The sequence below is a fragment of the Cupriavidus sp. USMAHM13 genome (genome assembly GCF_001854285.1).
Taxonomy (GTDB): Bacteria; Pseudomonadota; Gammaproteobacteria; order Burkholderiales; family Burkholderiaceae; genus Cupriavidus; species Cupriavidus malaysiensis.
This window is the reverse complement of record NZ_CP017751.1, coordinates 2,495,715-2,511,551: the sequence shown is the minus strand read 5'-3', so window position 1 is coordinate 2,511,551 and position 15,837 is coordinate 2,495,715. Positions and strand designations below refer to the sequence as shown.

18 protein-coding genes are annotated in these 15,837 nt (G+C 69.6%); 12 read left to right on the top strand and 6 right to left on the bottom strand.

Going from position 1 to position 15,837, the window contains the following annotated elements; translation table 11 throughout:
- Positions 1 to 336: 336 nt before the first annotated feature.
- The 3 genes from BKK81_RS11040 to BKK81_RS11030 all read left to right on the top strand — a co-directional run bounded on the left by BKK81_RS11040 (position 337) and on the right by BKK81_RS11030 (position 2,949).
- Positions 337 to 1,374, top strand: a complete 1,038-nt coding sequence (locus BKK81_RS11040; protein WP_071012813.1) for an alpha/beta hydrolase — start codon at positions 337 to 339, stop codon at positions 1,372 to 1,374.
- An 87-nt stretch (positions 1,375 to 1,461) separates the two neighbouring features.
- On the top strand, positions 1,462 to 2,451 hold the full coding sequence (locus tag BKK81_RS11035; protein ID WP_071012811.1) for a tripartite tricarboxylate transporter substrate binding protein: 990 nt from the start codon (positions 1,462 to 1,464) through the stop codon (positions 2,449 to 2,451).
- Positions 2,452 to 2,511: 60 nt separating this feature from the next.
- On the top strand, positions 2,512 to 2,949 hold the full coding sequence (locus tag BKK81_RS11030; RefSeq protein WP_071012809.1) for a YbgC/FadM family acyl-CoA thioesterase: 438 nt from the start codon (positions 2,512 to 2,514) through the stop codon (positions 2,947 to 2,949).
- 47 nt (positions 2,950 to 2,996) lie between these two features.
- On the opposite strand, the gene BKK81_RS11025 is transcribed toward BKK81_RS11030, so the two are convergent.
- Positions 2,997 to 3,932 carry an alpha/beta hydrolase gene (locus BKK81_RS11025; RefSeq protein WP_083384064.1) on the bottom strand — a complete coding sequence of 312 codons (936 nt, stop codon included), beginning with the start codon at positions 3,930 to 3,932 and terminating at the stop codon, positions 2,997 to 2,999.
- 351 nt (positions 3,933 to 4,283) lie between these two features.
- Here BKK81_RS11025 and BKK81_RS11020 point away from each other — a divergent pair, with 351 nt between their 5' ends.
- A complete protein-coding gene (locus BKK81_RS11020) occupies positions 4,284 to 4,712 on the top strand; it encodes a GNAT family N-acetyltransferase (RefSeq protein WP_071012808.1) in 429 nt (142 codons plus the stop codon).
- A 12-nt stretch (positions 4,713 to 4,724) separates the two neighbouring features.
- On the opposite strand, the gene BKK81_RS11015 is transcribed toward BKK81_RS11020, so the two are convergent.
- Genes BKK81_RS11015 through ygfZ form a run of 3 tightly spaced genes read right to left on the bottom strand, consistent with a single transcriptional unit; the run spans position 4,725 to position 6,965 of the window.
- Complete coding sequence (locus BKK81_RS11015; RefSeq protein WP_071012806.1) at positions 4,725 to 5,552, bottom strand: NRDE family protein; 828 nt, start codon at positions 5,550 to 5,552, stop codon at positions 4,725 to 4,727.
- 52 nt (positions 5,553 to 5,604) lie between these two features.
- Entirely contained in the window at positions 5,605 to 5,895 is a 291-nt protein-coding gene (locus BKK81_RS11010; RefSeq protein ID WP_071012805.1) for a DUF4936 family protein, read from the bottom strand.
- 41 nt (positions 5,896 to 5,936) lie between these two features.
- Positions 5,937 to 6,965 carry a CAF17-like 4Fe-4S cluster assembly/insertion protein YgfZ gene (gene ygfZ, locus BKK81_RS11005; RefSeq protein WP_071012803.1) on the bottom strand — a complete coding sequence of 343 codons (1,029 nt, stop codon included), beginning with the start codon at positions 6,963 to 6,965 and terminating at the stop codon, positions 5,937 to 5,939.
- Between the two features lie 277 nt (positions 6,966 to 7,242).
- On the opposite strand from ygfZ, the gene mltG reads away from it, so the two are divergent.
- The 7 genes from mltG to BKK81_RS10970 all read left to right on the top strand — a co-directional run bounded on the left by mltG (position 7,243) and on the right by BKK81_RS10970 (position 12,316).
- Positions 7,243 to 8,244, top strand: coding sequence for an endolytic transglycosylase MltG (mltG, locus tag BKK81_RS11000; protein ID WP_071012801.1), 1,002 nt, complete (start codon positions 7,243 to 7,245; stop codon positions 8,242 to 8,244).
- Positions 8,245 to 8,254: 10 nt separating this feature from the next.
- Positions 8,255 to 8,869: a dTMP kinase gene (tmk, locus tag BKK81_RS10995; RefSeq protein WP_071012800.1), complete on the top strand. Its 615-nt coding sequence runs from the start codon at positions 8,255 to 8,257 to the stop codon at positions 8,867 to 8,869.
- A 151-nt stretch (positions 8,870 to 9,020) separates the two neighbouring features.
- Positions 9,021 to 10,025, top strand: a complete 1,005-nt coding sequence (locus BKK81_RS10990; protein ID WP_071012798.1) for a DNA polymerase III subunit delta' — start codon at positions 9,021 to 9,023, stop codon at positions 10,023 to 10,025.
- A gap of 42 nt (positions 10,026 to 10,067) precedes the next feature.
- On the top strand, positions 10,068 to 10,511 hold the full coding sequence (locus tag BKK81_RS10985) for a PilZ domain-containing protein (RefSeq protein WP_071012796.1): 444 nt from the start codon (positions 10,068 to 10,070) through the stop codon (positions 10,509 to 10,511).
- Between the two features lie 81 nt (positions 10,512 to 10,592).
- The gene (locus tag BKK81_RS36900) at positions 10,593 to 10,808 is read left to right on the top strand and encodes a GNAT family N-acetyltransferase (protein WP_335582866.1); all 216 of its coding nucleotides are present in this window, start codon (positions 10,593 to 10,595) and stop codon (positions 10,806 to 10,808) included.
- Positions 10,809 to 10,824: 16 nt separating this feature from the next.
- Positions 10,825 to 11,619: a TatD family hydrolase gene (locus BKK81_RS10975; RefSeq protein WP_071012793.1), complete on the top strand. Its 795-nt coding sequence runs from the start codon at positions 10,825 to 10,827 to the stop codon at positions 11,617 to 11,619.
- A complete protein-coding gene (locus BKK81_RS10970) occupies positions 11,612 to 12,316 on the top strand; it encodes an ankyrin repeat domain-containing protein (RefSeq protein WP_083384063.1) in 705 nt (234 codons plus the stop codon). Before BKK81_RS10975 ends, BKK81_RS10970 begins: the two co-directional genes overlap by 8 nt.
- A 25-nt stretch (positions 12,317 to 12,341) precedes the next feature.
- On the opposite strand, the gene egtB is transcribed toward BKK81_RS10970, so the two are convergent.
- Together egtB and BKK81_RS10960 are read right to left on the bottom strand one after the other, a co-directional pair.
- Positions 12,342 to 13,631: an ergothioneine biosynthesis protein EgtB gene (gene egtB, locus BKK81_RS10965; protein ID WP_071012792.1), complete on the bottom strand. Its 1,290-nt coding sequence runs from the start codon at positions 13,629 to 13,631 to the stop codon at positions 12,342 to 12,344.
- A 320-nt stretch (positions 13,632 to 13,951) separates the two neighbouring features.
- Complete coding sequence (locus BKK81_RS10960; RefSeq protein WP_071012790.1) at positions 13,952 to 14,572, bottom strand: FMN-dependent NADH-azoreductase; 621 nt, start codon at positions 14,570 to 14,572, stop codon at positions 13,952 to 13,954.
- A 160-nt stretch (positions 14,573 to 14,732) separates the two neighbouring features.
- Between BKK81_RS10960 and BKK81_RS10955 the strand changes: the two genes are divergently transcribed.
- Complete coding sequence (locus BKK81_RS10955; protein WP_071012789.1) at positions 14,733 to 15,689, top strand: LysR family transcriptional regulator; 957 nt, start codon at positions 14,733 to 14,735, stop codon at positions 15,687 to 15,689.
- Positions 15,690 to 15,837 lie beyond the last annotated feature (148 nt).

Below are 15,837 nucleotides of genomic sequence, written 5' to 3'. Positions count from 1 at the left end.
ACCAACGCCCCCTCGGCTTCGCGGCCCAGGGGGCGTTGTTCTTGCAGGCCTGCGGCGCATCGGCCGGGCTGTCAAGGCTCCGTTCGCGTTTTGCGCGATCATCGCGCAAAATCTGCGTCAGCGGCCGGAATCGGGGTTATTTCGTAATGCCCGCCGCGCCGTTCACTGGCATGATGTAAAAAATCGAACGATCGTTCATAATTCGAACTTCCGGTATGGAGGCGAGATGCCGATCCCGGGGCGGCCGGTGTGCCGGTGCGCATCCCGCCGATGACGTTTGCGTGATCAGATTTCCGTTTGCAGCTTGTCCCGTATATCCGCTTGACCTCGCTTCCCATGTCCGCTGCCTCCTCCGCCACCCCCGGCTCCCCCCAGGCTTCTTCCGACCCGCGGCCCCAGGCCGGCAGGCCGGCCGCCGCGCTGGATCCGCAGGTGGCGCAGCTGCTGGACCTGATCGCGCGCGCCAAGCGCCCGCCCATCAACGCGCTCGATCCGCTCGATGCGAAGATCGCCTACGAGAAGAGCGCCCCCATCCTCGATATCGCGCCGCTGCCCGTGCATCACGTGCAGGACCTGAGCGTGCCGGCACGCGACGGCCATGCCATCGGCGCGCGGTTGTATGCGCCGCGTGAGGCGAGCTGGGCCGACCCGTTGCCGCTGCTGTTGTACTTCCATGGCGGCGGATTCACGGTGGGCAGCCCGGCTTCGCACGATCCGCTGTGCCGGCTGCTGTCCATGCGTGCCGATTGCATGGTGCTGTCGGTGGATTACCGGCTCGGGCCGCAGTGGCGCTTTCCCACGGCGGTCCACGATGCCTTCGACGTGCTGGCCTGGGCCTACGCCGAGGCCGGCGCGCTGGGGGCGGATCCGGCGCGCATCGCACTGGGCGGCGACAGCGCCGGCGGCACCCTGGCCACCGCTTGCGCGGTCGAGGCGCGCCGCCTGGGCCATGCGCCGGTGCTGCAAATGCTGATCTATCCCGGCACCTGCGCGCGCCAGGATACGCCGTCGCACCGGGCGCTGGCGGAGGGCTACCTGCTGACCGCCGAGATGATCCAGTGGTTCTTCGCCCAGTACCTGGACCAGGACTCCAGCCGCGACGACTGGCGCTTTGCCCCGCTGGACGGCGGCGGCAGCGGTGCCGACGTGGCCGGTTGCTGCCCGGCCTGGATCGCCGTGGCCGGCTACGATCCGCTGCACGACGAGGGCGTGGCCTACGCGGCCAAGCTGCGCGCCGCGGGTGTGCCGGCCGAGCTGGCCGAGTATCCGGGCATGATCCATGACTTTTTCAAACTGGGCCGCTTCGTGCCGGCCGTGGGGCAGGCCCACGACGATGCCGTGGCCGCGCTGCGCGGCGCCTTCGGCGCCGCCTAGCGCTGCCGGCCCGGCCCAGGCCCGCGCACAAGACGGGCTTCCCCGACCCCCTTTTTTCGCAGTTCGTAGCACAAGGAGACAGAACCGATGCAACGCCGCCATTTCATCGTCCGCGCCAGCGCGCTAGCCGCCACCGCCGCCTTCGGCCTCGCCGCCGCGCCGGCCCGCGCGGATTCCGCCGCGGACAAGTTCCCGCAACGTCCGATCCGGCTGGTGATCGGCTACACGGCCGGCGGCTCGACCGACATCCCGTTCCGCGTGCTGGCCGAGAACGCCAGCAAGATCCTCGGCCAGCCGGTGATCGTCGAGAACAAGCCCGGTGCGGGCGGGGTGCTGCCGGCGCAGATGATGCAGGCCACGGCCCCCGACGGCTACACGCTGGCGCAGGTGGCGATGCCGGTGTACCGCCTGCCTTATACCACCAAGATCAACTGGGACCCGGTCAAGGACCTGACCTATGTGATCAACCTGGCCGGCTATTCCTTCGGCGTGGTGGTGCCGGCCGACTCGCCGATCAAGTCGATGCAGGAGTACATCGCCTACGCGCGCGCCAATCCGGGCAAGCTGACCTATGGCTCGCCGGGCTCGATGACCACGCTGCACCTGACCATGGAAGAACTGGCGCTGAAGCAGAACGTGCAGTTCTCGCATGTGCCGTTCAAGGGAAACTCGGAGTCGCTGCAGGCGCTGCTGGGCGGACACGTGATGTCGGTGGCCGACACGCCGGGCTGGGCGCAGTACGTGGAGAGCGGCAAGCTGCGCCTGCTGTCGACCTGGGGCGACAAGCGCTCGGCGCGCTTCCCCAACGCCCCGACGTTGAAGGAACTGGGCTACGGCATCGTGCAGACCTCGCCCTTCGGCCTGGTGGCGCCCAAGGGCACCGACCCGAAGGTCGTCAAGAAGCTGCATGACGCCTTCAAAAAGGCAATGGAAATGCCGAACTACCGCCAGGAGCTGGCCAAGTTCGACATGGAGCCGTACTACATGAGCAGCGAGCAGTATGCGCAGTTCGCCGCCGAGACGGTCAAGAAGGAAAAGGCCATCATCGAGAAGCTCGGCCTGGCCCGACCGCAGTAAGGTGGCCGGCCGCGCCGGGCCCGGCGCGGCCGCCTTGCATCGCCCACGAGAGAACCGGCAATGGCCAAGACCGATTTCCGCCACAGCGTGCCGCTGCGCGTGCGCTGGGCCGAGGTGGACCCGCAGTCCATCGTCTTCAACGCGCACTACCTGACTTACTGCGATATCTGCGTGACCGAATACTGGCGCGCGCTCGGCGTCCGCTACCCGGAGGACGTGCTGGGCGCGCACGGCGTGGACATTTTCGTCGCCAAGTCCACGCTGGAATACCACGCCTCGGCCCGCTTCGACGACGAGCTCGAGGTACGGGGGCGCATGGCGCGCCTGGGGCGTTCGAGCATGCTGTTCCGCGTGGAGATCTTCCGCGGCGAGGAGCACCTGATCACCGGCGAGATCGTCTACGTCTGCGCCGATCCCGCGGCGCAGAAATCGGCGCCGATCCCGGGGCCGGTGCGGGAAATCATCGAGGCCTACGAGGTGGTCAAGCCCGCGTCATGACGGAGCCGGGCCGGCGCAGCTGAGGCTGCACATCGAGGCTGTGCGCCTCAGCTGCGCACGCATTGCTGGTCGACATAGCGCAGTGCATCGGGCAGCGCGTCGCGGAACAGCATCCATTCATGGTCGCCATCCATGATGCGCAGCTCCACCTGCTTGGGCTGGATCTGGTAGAGGCGCCAGAACATGATGGCCGAGACCACCGCGATGCCCAGGCGGTCGTGGTCGCCGGAGGCGATCCACATCGGCACGCGCAGCTTGCCGGCCTGGTAGGCATCGAGCTGGCCGGCATAGTTGAGCGCCTTCCAGGCATCGGGGTCGAACTTGCCGTTGCGCATGAACTGCGGCGCGCGGCGCGCGGCCGAGGTCTCGGGCGGCAGCGGGTCGTAGGCGGCGGGACTGATCGCGGCGGCGCCGCAGAACAGGTCCGGATGGCGCAGCGACAGGCTGACCGCACCGTAGCCGCCCATCGACAGGCCGGCCACCGAGCGCGCGCGCCTCTCCTTCTGCGTCCGGTAGTGCAATTCCACATAGGGCAGCAGGTCCTTGACCAGCGCGGTGTCGGCCTTGGCCACGGCGCCGTCGGTCCACCACGACGACGGCCCCTCGCTGGGCATCACCACGATGGAGGGACGGATCTGGCCGCGCGCGATGAGGCCGTCCATGGTCTCGATGGCACCGCCCTTGACGCGCCAGCTGTTTTCATCCTCGTCGGCGCCGTGCAGCAGATAGATCACCGGATAGGCGGCCGCGCCCGCCTGGTAGCCGTCGGGCACATAGACGGTGAACTTCAGCTCGCGGCCGAGCGTGGGTGAAGGCGCGGCGTCGGAAAACACCTGGCCGGCGGCGCAGGCGCTGCCGGCGGCGAGAGCCAGCGCGAGCGCGGTGGCGGTGCGGCCGAGGCGGGTACAGAGGGAACGCAGGGCGGGCAGGGCGGATGACGGGCGCAGCAAGGGGTGAAGCAAGGGAAAACGGGTAAGGCGCATGAAGATTCAGGAACGGTAGGATGGCCGGCAGCGACTGCAAGTGCGCCCGCCCGGCCGTCGCGAGGCGCCGCCGGCAGCACAGGCAATGGCCGCGCCGCGCGATGGCCGGGCGGCAAGGGCGCTATTGTCCCGCAAATCCGCGGCACCGCCATCTGTCGCGACCAGCGATGCGATCGGTGGCGGGGTGGGGCGGCGAGGCGCGGGCCTTCGCATTTCCGCTCCCGAGGCCCTATCATCGTGGCTGGACACGGCGCTGCACGGCGCGCAGCCGGATGCGCTGCTTTCCCTCGGCTGCCTGCCCTGCCTGTCGTCTCCGTCTTTCATCATCATCTTTCGTTACTGCCTTCCGTCATGACCGTTGCCATCCTCCTTTGCCAATGGGCCGAGGCGCGCGAGCGCGCCCGTGCCATCCGCTATGCCGTGTTCGTCGAGGAGCAGGGCGTGCCGGTCGAGCTGGAATGGGACGAGTGGGATGAGCCGAGCTGGCACGCGCTCGCGCTGGGCGAGGACGGCTCGGCCGTGGCCACCGGCCGCCTGTTGCCGGATGGCCATGTCGGGCGCATGGCCGTGCTCAAGTCCGCGCGCGGTACCGGCGTCGGCGCGCGCGTGCTCGACGCACTGATGGAAAAGGCCGCCGAGCTGGGCTATCCGGAACTGGTGCTGAACGCGCAGACCCACGCTGCGCCGTTCTACGCGCGCGCCGGCTTTACCCAGGTCGGCGACGCCTTCGAAGAGGCGGGCATCCCGCACGTGGAGATGCGCAAGCGGCTGCGGGCCTGAGCCCGGCCCCGCTCAGCGCGGCGCCGGTTCGGTGCCGGCGTCGTGCGGCAGCATCATGCGGCCCTGGTAGGCCACCTCGCCGATGCGGCCGTTGGCATCGAAGCTGCGCTCGCACAGGTCGAAGCGCCCGTCGTGGCGCACGCGCAGCACGGTGCTGGCGCGCGTGCCATAGGCGGGCGAGCGGATGAAGGCCGATGACAGCAGCTTCTCCCACTCTTGCGACACACCGGTCTGCGGCAGCTCGAAGTCGGCGGCCTGGCGTGCATCGGCGAGCAGTTGCAGGTAGGGCTCGGCGCTCGCGCCGGGCTGGCCCGGGTCGGCGGCCAGTGCCTCGGCCAGGGCGCCCACGCGGCTGCGCAGCTTGGGCCAGGGGGTGTCGAGCAAGGCGTTCGAGACGCCGTAGATGCCGGGTGCGAGCCGCTGCGGGCGGCGCGTGGCGCTGCGGTTGCTGTACCACCAGAGTTCGCGCAGGTCGCTCGCCAGCAGGTTGAAGCCGTTGTAGGCGCCTTGTTCGCGCGAGACGGTGTCCAGGTAGGCGTGCGGGCCGCTCTCGCCGCGCAGGAAGCCGGCCACCAGCTCGCCGCGCGAGCGGGTGTCGGTCCGTTTCTCGGAGGGGGCGCGGTAGTTGGTCAGGGCCGCGAAGCGGGCCCCGGAGGTCATGCCCATCCAGGTGCCGGCCTCGCCGATCACCTCGGCCAGGTCACGGCCCGCGAGCACCTGCGGCGCATCCTGCCACCAGTGCGCGGGAGCGGCGGGGCGCGCATAGAACTCGTCACGGTTGCCGGCCACCACCAGGGCATAGTCCGGATGGGATTGCCAGGCTACCACTATCAGGCACATATCGCTTCCTTCTGCTCCGTCCTCCGCGCTCCGCGCGCCGGCTGCCGCCGCGTCAGAGCCGGTCCAGGTCGATGAAATGCTCGACCTGGCGTTCGCCGCTGACCCATTGCTGGAGGCCGCTCTGCAGCCACAAGCCGGCCAGCGTGTCGGCGAAGGCGGGCGGCACGTCCGCGTAGCACTCCATCCAGGTCTGCAGGCCGGCACGGGTCTCCGGCCTGCGCATCAGCGTACCACCAATCCCGGTCGCCTCGGCAACGGTTTCCATCCAGCGGTGCCATTGCGGCAGGGCGGCGGCCGCCTGCACGTCGTCGACGCGGAAATACACGTAGAGATGATCGCTCATGGCTGGCGCTCCGTTGCGTTGGCTGGCTGACCCGGGTGGGATCAGCCCGCTGCCTGCTCGGCGCCGGGCAGCGGCACCTCGTAGGGCAGGGGCAGCACCGCCAGGGCGGGGCCGTCGACGCTGCCGGCATGCAGCGCGCCGGCGGCGGCGTCGATCTTCAGCTCGGCCAGCGCGTCCCAGCCGCCCTCGGGCGACGGCGCGGCGTTGACGATCATGCCGCACGGCTGCTCCGGCTCCTGCGGGCGGAACACCTCGGCGCCGGCTGCCGCCGGCTCGCCGTCGCCGTGCACCAGCCACATGCGGCGCTTCAGCGTGCCGCGGTACTGGCTGCGCGCGACGATTTCCTGGCCGGGGTAGCAGCCCTTGCGGAAGCTGACACCGCCGATCAGTTCGAGGTTGATCATCTGGGGCACGAACTGCTCCTGCGTGGCCACGCCGATGCGCGGCAGGCCGGCGCGGATCTCCAGCCAGTCCCACAGCGCGCTGCCGGCGGGCGCCAGCGTGGCGGCCAGGGCGGCATGCACGGCCTCGGCCTGGTCGGTCGCCAGCACCACTTGCCAGCGCGGCTGGCCGGCGCCGTCCGGCAGGCGGATCACGGTGGCGCCTGCGGCACCGCCGGCGCTGTCCCACACGCCCTCGGGCGCCGGCAGGCCGGCCTGCGCGAGCGCGCGGGCCGCTTCGGGACCGGCCACGCCGAGCACGCGCAGGGCGGCGCCGGCATCGGCCAGCTTGGCCTTGGCGCGCAGCACGAACATGGACAGCCGCTTCTGGACGGATGGGGCGATGTCGGCCGCGAGCTGCAGCACGATGCCGTCGGCATCGCGCCACATCAGCAGGCTGGCCAGCAGGCGCCCCTTGGGCGAGCAGTAGCCGGCCAGGCGGGCCTGGCCGGCGCCGAGGTCTTCCACCGCGTTGGTGAGCTGGCTGTGCAGGAAGGTCGCGGCATCGTCGCCGGCGACGCGGACCAGGCCCAGGCCGGCCGGGGCGCAGACGATGCCGCGCTGGCGCAGGGCTTCGTACTGTTCGGCGAGCGGGGCGGAATGGGCGAGGTCCGGGGTAGGGGTAGGCATGGCGGATCGGTGTGGCAACAGGCTTGCCGCGGCGGGCTGGCTGGCCCGCCGGGCGTGGCATCGGGGCTGGTCCGCACGAGCGGACCGCACGCCTGCAGCCTTGGCGGCAGGTGGGCGCGCGGCGCCGCGCAAGGGGCGCCGACGGCGCCCGGTGGGCGGCCGGGCTCGTGGCGGAGCAGGGCTCCCGGTATTATATGAGGCTGTCGCCATTTTGGCCGGCGGCCGCCGAGCGGGCGGGAGCCGGCCGCGCGGCCCCCGGGCCGCCAGCATTCCTCACATGAAACGAGTTCTTGTACGCCTGGCCGCGGCCTGCGTGGTCTTCGCGCTTGCCGCCACCGGTGCCTTCGCCTGGTGGGCCAGGCATCCCCTGCCGCTGAGCGGGTCGCCCCTCGAAGTGATCATCCAGCCCAATTCCAGCGTAGCCAGCGTCGGCCGCCAGATCGCGCGCGGCGGTGTCGGCATGGACCCGCGCCTGTTCTTGCTGCTGGCGCGCCTGACCGGCAAGGGCGGCGAACTGAAGGCGGGCGGCTACACCTTCGAGCAGGGCGCCACGCCGCTGTCGGTGCTGGAGAAAATCGCCCGCGGGGACGTCACGCACTACGTGGTGACGGTGATCGAGGGCTGGGAATTCCGCAAGATGCGGGCCGCCATCGATGCCAGCCCGGCACTGAAGCACGACACGCGCGGCATGTCCGATGCGGACTTGATGCGCGCGATCGGCGCGCCGGAAAGTGCGCCTGAAGGCCTGTTCTTCCCGGATACCTACCTGTTCACCCGCGGCAGCAGCGATCTGGAACTGTACAAGCACGCCTACCGTGCCATGCAGCGGCGGCTCGCCGACGCCTGGGCGGCGCGCGCGTCCGGCCTGCCTTACAAGAGCCCCTACGATGCACTGATCATGGCTTCCATCGTCGAGAAGGAGACCGGCCAGGCGGCCGACCGGTCGATGATCGCGGCGGTCTTCATCAACCGCCTGCGCAAGAACATGCTGCTGCAGACCGACCCGACCGTGATCTACGGCCTGGGCGAGCGCTTCGACGGCAACCTGCGCAAGCGCGACCTGCAGGCAGACACCCCGTACAATACGTACACGCGGAGCGGCCTGCCGCCCACGCCGATCGCCCTGCCCAGCCTGGCCTCGCTGGCGGCCGCGATGACGCCGGCGCAATCCGATGCGCTCTACTTCGTCGCGCGCGGCGACGGCAGCAGCCAGTTCTCCAACTCGCTTCCCGAACACAACCGCGCGGTCGACCAGTACCAGCGCGGCAAGACTCGCTGATATCGCATTCATGCGCGGAAAATTCATTACTTTCGAAGGCATCGACGGTGCCGGCAAGAGCACCCATATTCCCTGGCTGGCCGAACGTATCGCAGCGCGCCTGCCGGCGGGCGCGAAGGTGGTCAGCACCCGCGAGCCAGGCGGCACGCCGCTGGGCGAGGACCTGCGCCAGCTGCTGCTGCATCGCAAGATGCACCTGGAGACCGAGGCGCTGCTGATGTTCGCGGCGCGCCGCGAGCATATCGCCGAGGTGATCGAGCCAGCCCTGGCGCGCGGCGACTGGGTGCTGTCCGACCGCTTCACCGACGCCACCTTCGCCTACCAGGGCGGCGGCCGCGGCCTGCCCACGGCGCGCCTCGAAGTCCTGGAGGCCTGGGTGCAGGCCGGCCTGCAGCCCGACCTGACCCTGTTGTTCGATGTGCCGCTGGAGACCGCGGCGGAGCGCCTGGCCGGCGCGCGCGAGCCCGACAAGTTCGAGGCCGAGTCGCGGGCCTTCTTCGCGCGCACGCGTGACGAGTACCTGCGCCGGGCGCACCAGTCGCCGGCACGTTTCCGCATCGTCGACGCCACGCGCAGTATCGAAGCGATTCGCGCGGAGCTTGAACAGATCCTGGCAACGCTTTGATTGCCAAAGGAAAACGATGGCAACGGCCAGCCCGGTACGGGGTGCAGTCCATGGTAAGGTTGGCGCTCCGCCCAGCCGGCCGCGCGCCATCCTTCCCGGCGGACCTGGCCGGGACTTCACCTGAGATTTCTCCTCCAAGGGCTTGATTCACATGCTTTATCCCTGGCAGACCGAAGACTGGAAACAGCTGGCCGCGTTGCGCGGGCGGCTGCCCCAGGCCCTGCTGATCCACGGCCAGCAGGGCATCGGCAAGCGCGATCTCGCCTTGCATTTCGCCCAGGGCCTGCTGTGCGAGACGCCGCGCGCCGACGGCCAGCCCTGCGGCAGCTGTCCGGCGTGCCATTGGTTCAGCCAGGGCAACCACCCCGACTTCAGCGTGGTGCGGCCGGAGGCGCTGGAAGGCGGCGCCGAGGGTGATGGCGAGGAGGGCGGCCGCAAGAAGGCGCCCAGCAAGATCATCCGCATGGAGCAGGTGCGCGCGCTGATCGAGGCGGTCGGCGTCGGCACCCACCGCGCCGGCATGCGGGTCGCTCTGGTCTATCCGCTCGACGCGCTGCAGACCGAAGGCGCCAATGCCCTGCTCAAGACGCTGGAAGAACCGCCGCCGTCGACCCTGTTCCTGCTGGTCACCGACCGCCTCGACCGCGTGCTGCCGACCATCCTGTCGCGCTGCCGCCAGTTCGCCGCGCACCGGCCGGCGCCGGCCCAGGCGCTGGCCTGGCTGGAAGCGCAAGGCGTGCCGGACGCCCAGGCGCAGTTGGCGCTGGCCGGCGGCGCGCCGCTGACGGCGCTGCACGCCGCCGAGGCGGAGGAGATGCCGTTGCAGCGCTGGCTGGTCGGCCAGCTCGGGGCGGGCGCTGGCTTCGACGCGCTGGCCGCCGCCGAGCACCTGCAGAAACTGCCGGTGCCGGCCATGCTTGGCATCGTGCAGCGCTGGACGTACGATCTGCTGAATCTGCGGCTGGCGCAGGGCGTGCCGCGCTACTTCCCGAAGGAAGTTGCTGCGCTGGCCCGCTGCGCGGCGGCAACCGATGCGCATCGCCTGCAGGGTTTCCTGGGGCACCTGGCCGCCCACCGCCGCAGCGAGAACCATCCGCTGGCGGCACGGCTGGTGATGGAAGCGGTATTCCTGGACTACCGCCAGCTCTTTCAATAAGGCCTGCAGCAAAAAGGGGCCGCGATGAACAAGGGGTCAAACATGAACGTGGCTGCCGCGGCGGCCGCGCCGGAAGGCGCGCCCACCGGAATCAGGGCGACAGGAGGGACGACGGCCGGGGCGGCAGGAGGGACGCAAGGCAGTCCCCAAGGACGCCCGAACGTGCTGTCCCTGTCGATCAAGGACCAGGCGGGCCTGTATGCCGCCTACATGCCGTTCCTGGCGCGCGGCGGCATCTTCGTGCCCGCCAACCGTGCCTTCCGGCTGGGGGAGACGGTGTTCCTGGTGCTGTCGCTGCTGGACCGGCCGCAGCGTTTCCAGATCGCCGGGCAGGTGGCATGGGTCACGCCGCCGGGCACGCCGATGAAGACCCCGGGGGTCGGCATCCATTTCCCCGACGACGACAACGGCCGCAATCTGCGCCGGGCCATCGAGGAAATCCTCGGCAAGGCGATCGTGTCGGGGCGGCCCTCGCAGACCTTGTAAGCTTGTCAGCGGGCCGCCACGATGGCGGCCCGCCGCCTCACCGCCTCACCTTTGCTTTCTATGACGCAAGCCGGCTTTACCATGCTTACCGTGCGTATGGCGCGACAGGACGACCCGGCCGCCATCGCCGAGATCCACAACGGCACCGTGCCCGCGCGCATGGTGACCGCCGGCACCGAACCGGTCAGCGCGGCTTCGCGCCAGGCCTGGTGCGAAGCGCAGCTGCCGCGCGCCGCGCTGCCCGGCAGTGTCGAGCGCGACCTTCTTATCCCCGGCCACCGCCTGATGGCGGACTGACCAGCGCCTGTTCATCATGTTCGTCGATTCCCACTGTCACATCGATTTCCCCGACCTGTCTGCGCGCCTGCCCGAGCTGCTGGAGAACATGCGCGCCAACCAGGTGTCGCATGCCCTGTGCATTGCCGTCACGCTGGAGGATTTCCCGCGTGTGCTCGCGCTGGCCGAGCAGCATCCCAACCTGTACGCCTCGGTCGGCGTGCACCCCGACTACGAGGAAGGCGAGGAGCCCACGCTGGAGCGCCTGCTCGCGCTGTCGGCGCACCCGCGCGTGGTCGGCACCGGCGAGACCGGGCTGGATTACTACCGGCTCAACGGCCGCAGCATTGCCGACATGGAATGGCAACGCGAGCGTTTCCGCACCCATATCCGCGCCGCGCGCCAGACCGGCAAGCCGCTGATCATCCATACCCGCTCCTCGGCCGACGACACCCTGCGCGTGATGCGCGAAGAGGGCGCGCGCGAGGCCGGCGGCGTGATGCACTGCTTCACCGAGACCTGGGACATCGCTCGCCAGGCGCTGGACGAGGGCTTCTATATCTCCTTCTCCGGCATCGTTACCTTCAAGAGCGCGGCCGATCTGCAGGAGACCGCGCGCAAGGTGCCGCTGGACCGCATGCTGATCGAGACCGATTCGCCTTACCTGGCGCCGGTGCCCTACCGCGGCAAGACCAATGAACCGGCCTGGGTGCGCCACGTGGGCGAGTTCATCGCCAAGCTGCGCGGCGTGCCGGTGGAAGAGGTGGCGGCGCAGACCAGCGATAATTTCTTCCGCCTCTTCAAGCACACTAAAAGGAATCCCGATGCCTGACCTGAAGATATTCCGGCGCGCCGTCGGCGCCATGCTGCTGACCGGCTCCCTGGTGGCCTGCGCCACCGCCACGCCGGTCGACGACATGCGCAAGGCCGTGGTCTTCGACGACGTCAACGCGGTGCAGAAGCTGCTGGCGCGCGGCATGGACCCCAACCAGGTGGATGCCAAGGGCGATCCGATGCTGGTGGTGGCGGTGCGCGAGAAGTCGGCCAAGGTGATCAAGACGCTGTCGGCCGCCAAGACCATCGACTTCGACAAGGCCAATGCCGCCGGCGAGACGCCGCTGATGATGGCCTGCCTGCTCAACGAGCCGGACGTGGTCAAGCTGCTGGTGGAGCAGTACGAGGTCGAGATCAACAAGACCGGCTGGACACCGCTGCACTACGCGGCGACCAATGGCAACACCGGGATTGTCAAGTACCTGCTCGACCATTCGGCCTACATCGACGCCGAGAGCCCGAATGCCACCACGCCGCTGATGATGGCGGCGCGCGGCGGCCATATCGAGACGGTCAAGCTGCTGCTCGACGAGGGCGCCGACATGCGCCTGCGCAACCAGCAGGGCATGACGGTGATCGATTTTGCCGAGCGCTACCATCAGGACGAGATCGCCGCGGGCCTGAAGTCGCGCTGGCAGAAGCTATATCCGGACCTGCCGATGGCGGCCCCTGCCAAGGCGGGCGCCGGCAAGTAAGGCATGGTGCCGCCCGGCCGGCGGCTCACAGGTCGTCGGCCAGGCGCAGTCCCGTGAACTGCCAGCGCTGGTGCGGGTAGAAGAAGTTGCGGTAGCTGGCGCGGATGTGCGATTCCGGCGTGACGCAGGACCCGCCGCGCAGCACCATCTGGCCGCTCATGAACTTGCCGTTGTATTCGCCCACCGCGCCGGCCTGGGGCCGGAAACCCGGGTAGGGCAGGTAGGCGCTGCCGGTCCATTCCCACACGTCGCCGAACATCTGCCGCAGCACGCCCGAGGTATTCTGGCGATCGGGCAGCGGCCGCAGCGCATGGCTTTCCGCGAAGTTGCCGGTGGCCGGCAGCTTCTGCGCCGCGTGTTCCCATTCGGCCTCGGTCGGCAGGCGCCGGCCGGCCCAGCGGGCGAAAGCCTCGGCCTCGTAGAAGCTGATGTGGGTGACCGGGCTGTCGGGGTCCACCGGATGCATGCCGCGCAGGCTCATCTGCCACCAGGCGCCGTCCCGTTCCTCCCAGTACAGGGGTGCCTGCACGCCCTGTTCGCCGACCCAGCGCCAGCCGTCCGACAGCCACAGGCCGGCGCTCTGGTAGCCGCCATCGTCGATGAACTCGCACCATTGCTGGTTGCTGACCGGATGGGAGCAGAGCTGGTAAGGCACCAGCAGCACGCTGTGGCGCGGTCCCTCGCAGTCGAAGGCGAAGTCGTCGCCGGCATGGCCGATCGACGCCACGCCCCCTTCGAAGGCGATCCACTCGGGGGCCGGGCGCGGATCCGCGACCACCGCCGCTGCCAGTTCGTGCGCATAGGCCGGGCGCAGCGGATTCTGCGCGAACAGGTGCAGGATGTCGGTCAGCAGCAGTTCCTGGTGCTGTTGTTCATGATGCAGGCCCAGTTCGATCAGCGCCGCCTCGGCATCGGTCTGCGCCGTCGCCAGCAAGGCCGTCATGGCGTCATCGACCGCTTCGCGGTAGGCCAGGACTTCATCCAGCGTGGGGCGTGTCAGCAGCCCGCGGCGCGGGCGCGGATGGCGCGCGCCGACCGCCTCGTAATAGGAGTTGAACAGGTAGCGGAAGCGCTCGTCGTAGGGCGCGTAGCCAGGCAGGCGCGCGGCCAGCACGAATTCCTCGAAGAACCATGTGGTGTGGGCCAGGTGCCATTTGGCCGGGCTGGCATCCTCCATCGACTGCACGGTCGCGTCGGCATCGCTGAGGTCGGCGGCGAGCGTCTCGGTGGCGGCGCGGATATGCCGATAGCGCGCCAGCAAGTGCGCTTCGTGCGGCGGAGGGATGGCGCTGGCAGGCAACAGGGCGGATGGCATGCGGGCTCCCGGACTCGGACTTGGCTGAGGGCCAGCGGCAGAAGCGATGGCCGCCACGGCCAGGCCGCTGTAACGAAGGCGCGCAGCGCCCGCCGCGTGCGGGCGCCGTGCCTGGAACGGACGCTGGATTGCCTGCTGGGGTGCGCCGCGGCAGGCCCCGCCCGTGATGCCGGCGGCGCAGCAGCAGGCGCGCCGCCGTCTCTTGGCTCCATCATAGACGCGATCCCCCGCGACCGCGAGCCGCGGTGGCGGGGGATCGGAGAGGGGTGCGGCTGCCCGGAGAGGGCCGGCGCGTGCCGGCCGGGCGGCAGCTGCTGGCGTCAGGCAGCCAGCGCGGCGCCGTCGTTCAGGGCCTGCACTTCGGTGCGGGCGGCGGCGATGCTGGCCTCGCGGGCTTCCGGGCCGAAGGCCAGGCCGTGGGCGCGGACGAAGGTGATGTCGGTGATGCCGAGGAAGCGCAGGACCACGTCGACGGTCTGTTCGTGCAGGTCGAGCTTCGAATCGTCCTGGCGCACGCCGCCGCGCGAGGACACTACGATCACGCGCTTGCCGCCGGCCAGGCCGACAGGGCCGTTCTCGGTGTAGCGGAAGGTGCGGCCGGCCTGCGCGATGCGGTCGATCCAGGCCTTGAGCTGGCTCGGGATGCTGAAGTTGTACTGCGGCACGCCGATCACCAGTACGTCGGCGGCGAGGAATTCAGCCAGCCAGGTTTCGGTACGTTCGAGTTCGGCTTGTTGCACCGCGTTGAGGCCGTCCTTGGGGCCGCCCAGCACGGGCAGCAGGTTGCCGGACAAGTGCGCGGGTGCGTCCTGATCCAGGTCGCGCACGGTCAGCTTGGCGTCCGGGTGGCTGGCACGCAGGTCGGCCACCACCTTGGCGGTCAGGCTGCGCGAAACGGAATGGTCGCCGAGGACGCTGGAATCGATTTGCAGGATGTTCATGATTTGGCTCCACAAGGTGGTCGGGGTTGGATGTAGGAAAGATAGAGCCTCGCCATTGATGCCGGTAGTGAGGCAAAATGGAAATTATTGTTCTATCAATGGAACGGGAAGCCAGGCTGACCGGGGAGAGACGAGGCATGAGCCGACGAGGAACCGACCAATGCAGGACCTGAACGACCTGTCGCTGTTCGCGCAGGTGGTGCGCCATGGCAGCTTTTCCGCGGCCAGCCGGGCTACGGGCGTGCCGAAATCGCGCCTGAGCCGGCGCATCGCGCAACTGGAGAAGGAACTGGGGATGCAGCTGCTGCGCCGTACCACCCGCCAGGTCCGCGTGACGCCAGTGGGCGAGGCCTACTACGAGCGCTGCAATGCCATGCTGAAAGAGGCGGAGGCAGCACGCGAGGTGATCGAGCTGGCACGGGAGCAGCCTGGCGGGACCTTGCGCGTCAGTTGCCCGGTGCCGATCGCACAGAGCCTGCTGGCGCCGGCCATCGGCCGTTTCATGCAGGCCAATCCGGCGGTGCGCATCGAACTGGAGGCCACCAACCGCCGCGTCGACGTGATCGGCGAAGGCTTCGACCTGGCGCTGCGGGTGCGCGAGGTGATCGATGATTCCAGCCTGGTGGTGCGCACCTTCGGCGAGAGCCCGGTGATGCTGGTGGCCAGCCCGCGCCTGCTCGACGGGATCGGGCGGCCGCGCACCCCGCAGGCGCTCAATGGCGTGCCGGGAGTGGGGCAGCAGCCGCATGACGGCAAGCATGTATGGACGCTGTCCTGCGCCGACGGCCAGTCGATCCAGATCAGCTACGATCCGCGCCTGGTCACCGACGAGTTCGCGGTACTGCGCGAGGCGGCCATCGCCGGTGTCGGCGTCGCCATGCTGCCGCGCATGTTCTGCCGCGAAGCGATCGAGCACGGCGATCTGGAACTGCTGCTGCCGCAGTGGGCGATGCCGGTCGGCACCCTGCACGCGGTATTCTCTTCACGCAAGGGCATGACTCCCGCGCTGCGCCGTTTCCTGGATTTTCTGGCCGAAATCCTGCCGGAGACCGCATACCGGGCCGGCATGCAGCCGATCGGCGGGCCGCCGGGCATGCACCGCCCCATCGATACCTGAGACGTGGCGCCGCCACCACGCTGCGACGCCGGCGTGGGCGCCTGGCGTCTTTACCTTCACGCCATGCCGCATTAAGGTACAAGGGCGTCTGTCAGCGTGCGCCCGCGAGCGCACGCCGGCCGGCGCCAACCGGTCCATCGCCGCCCTG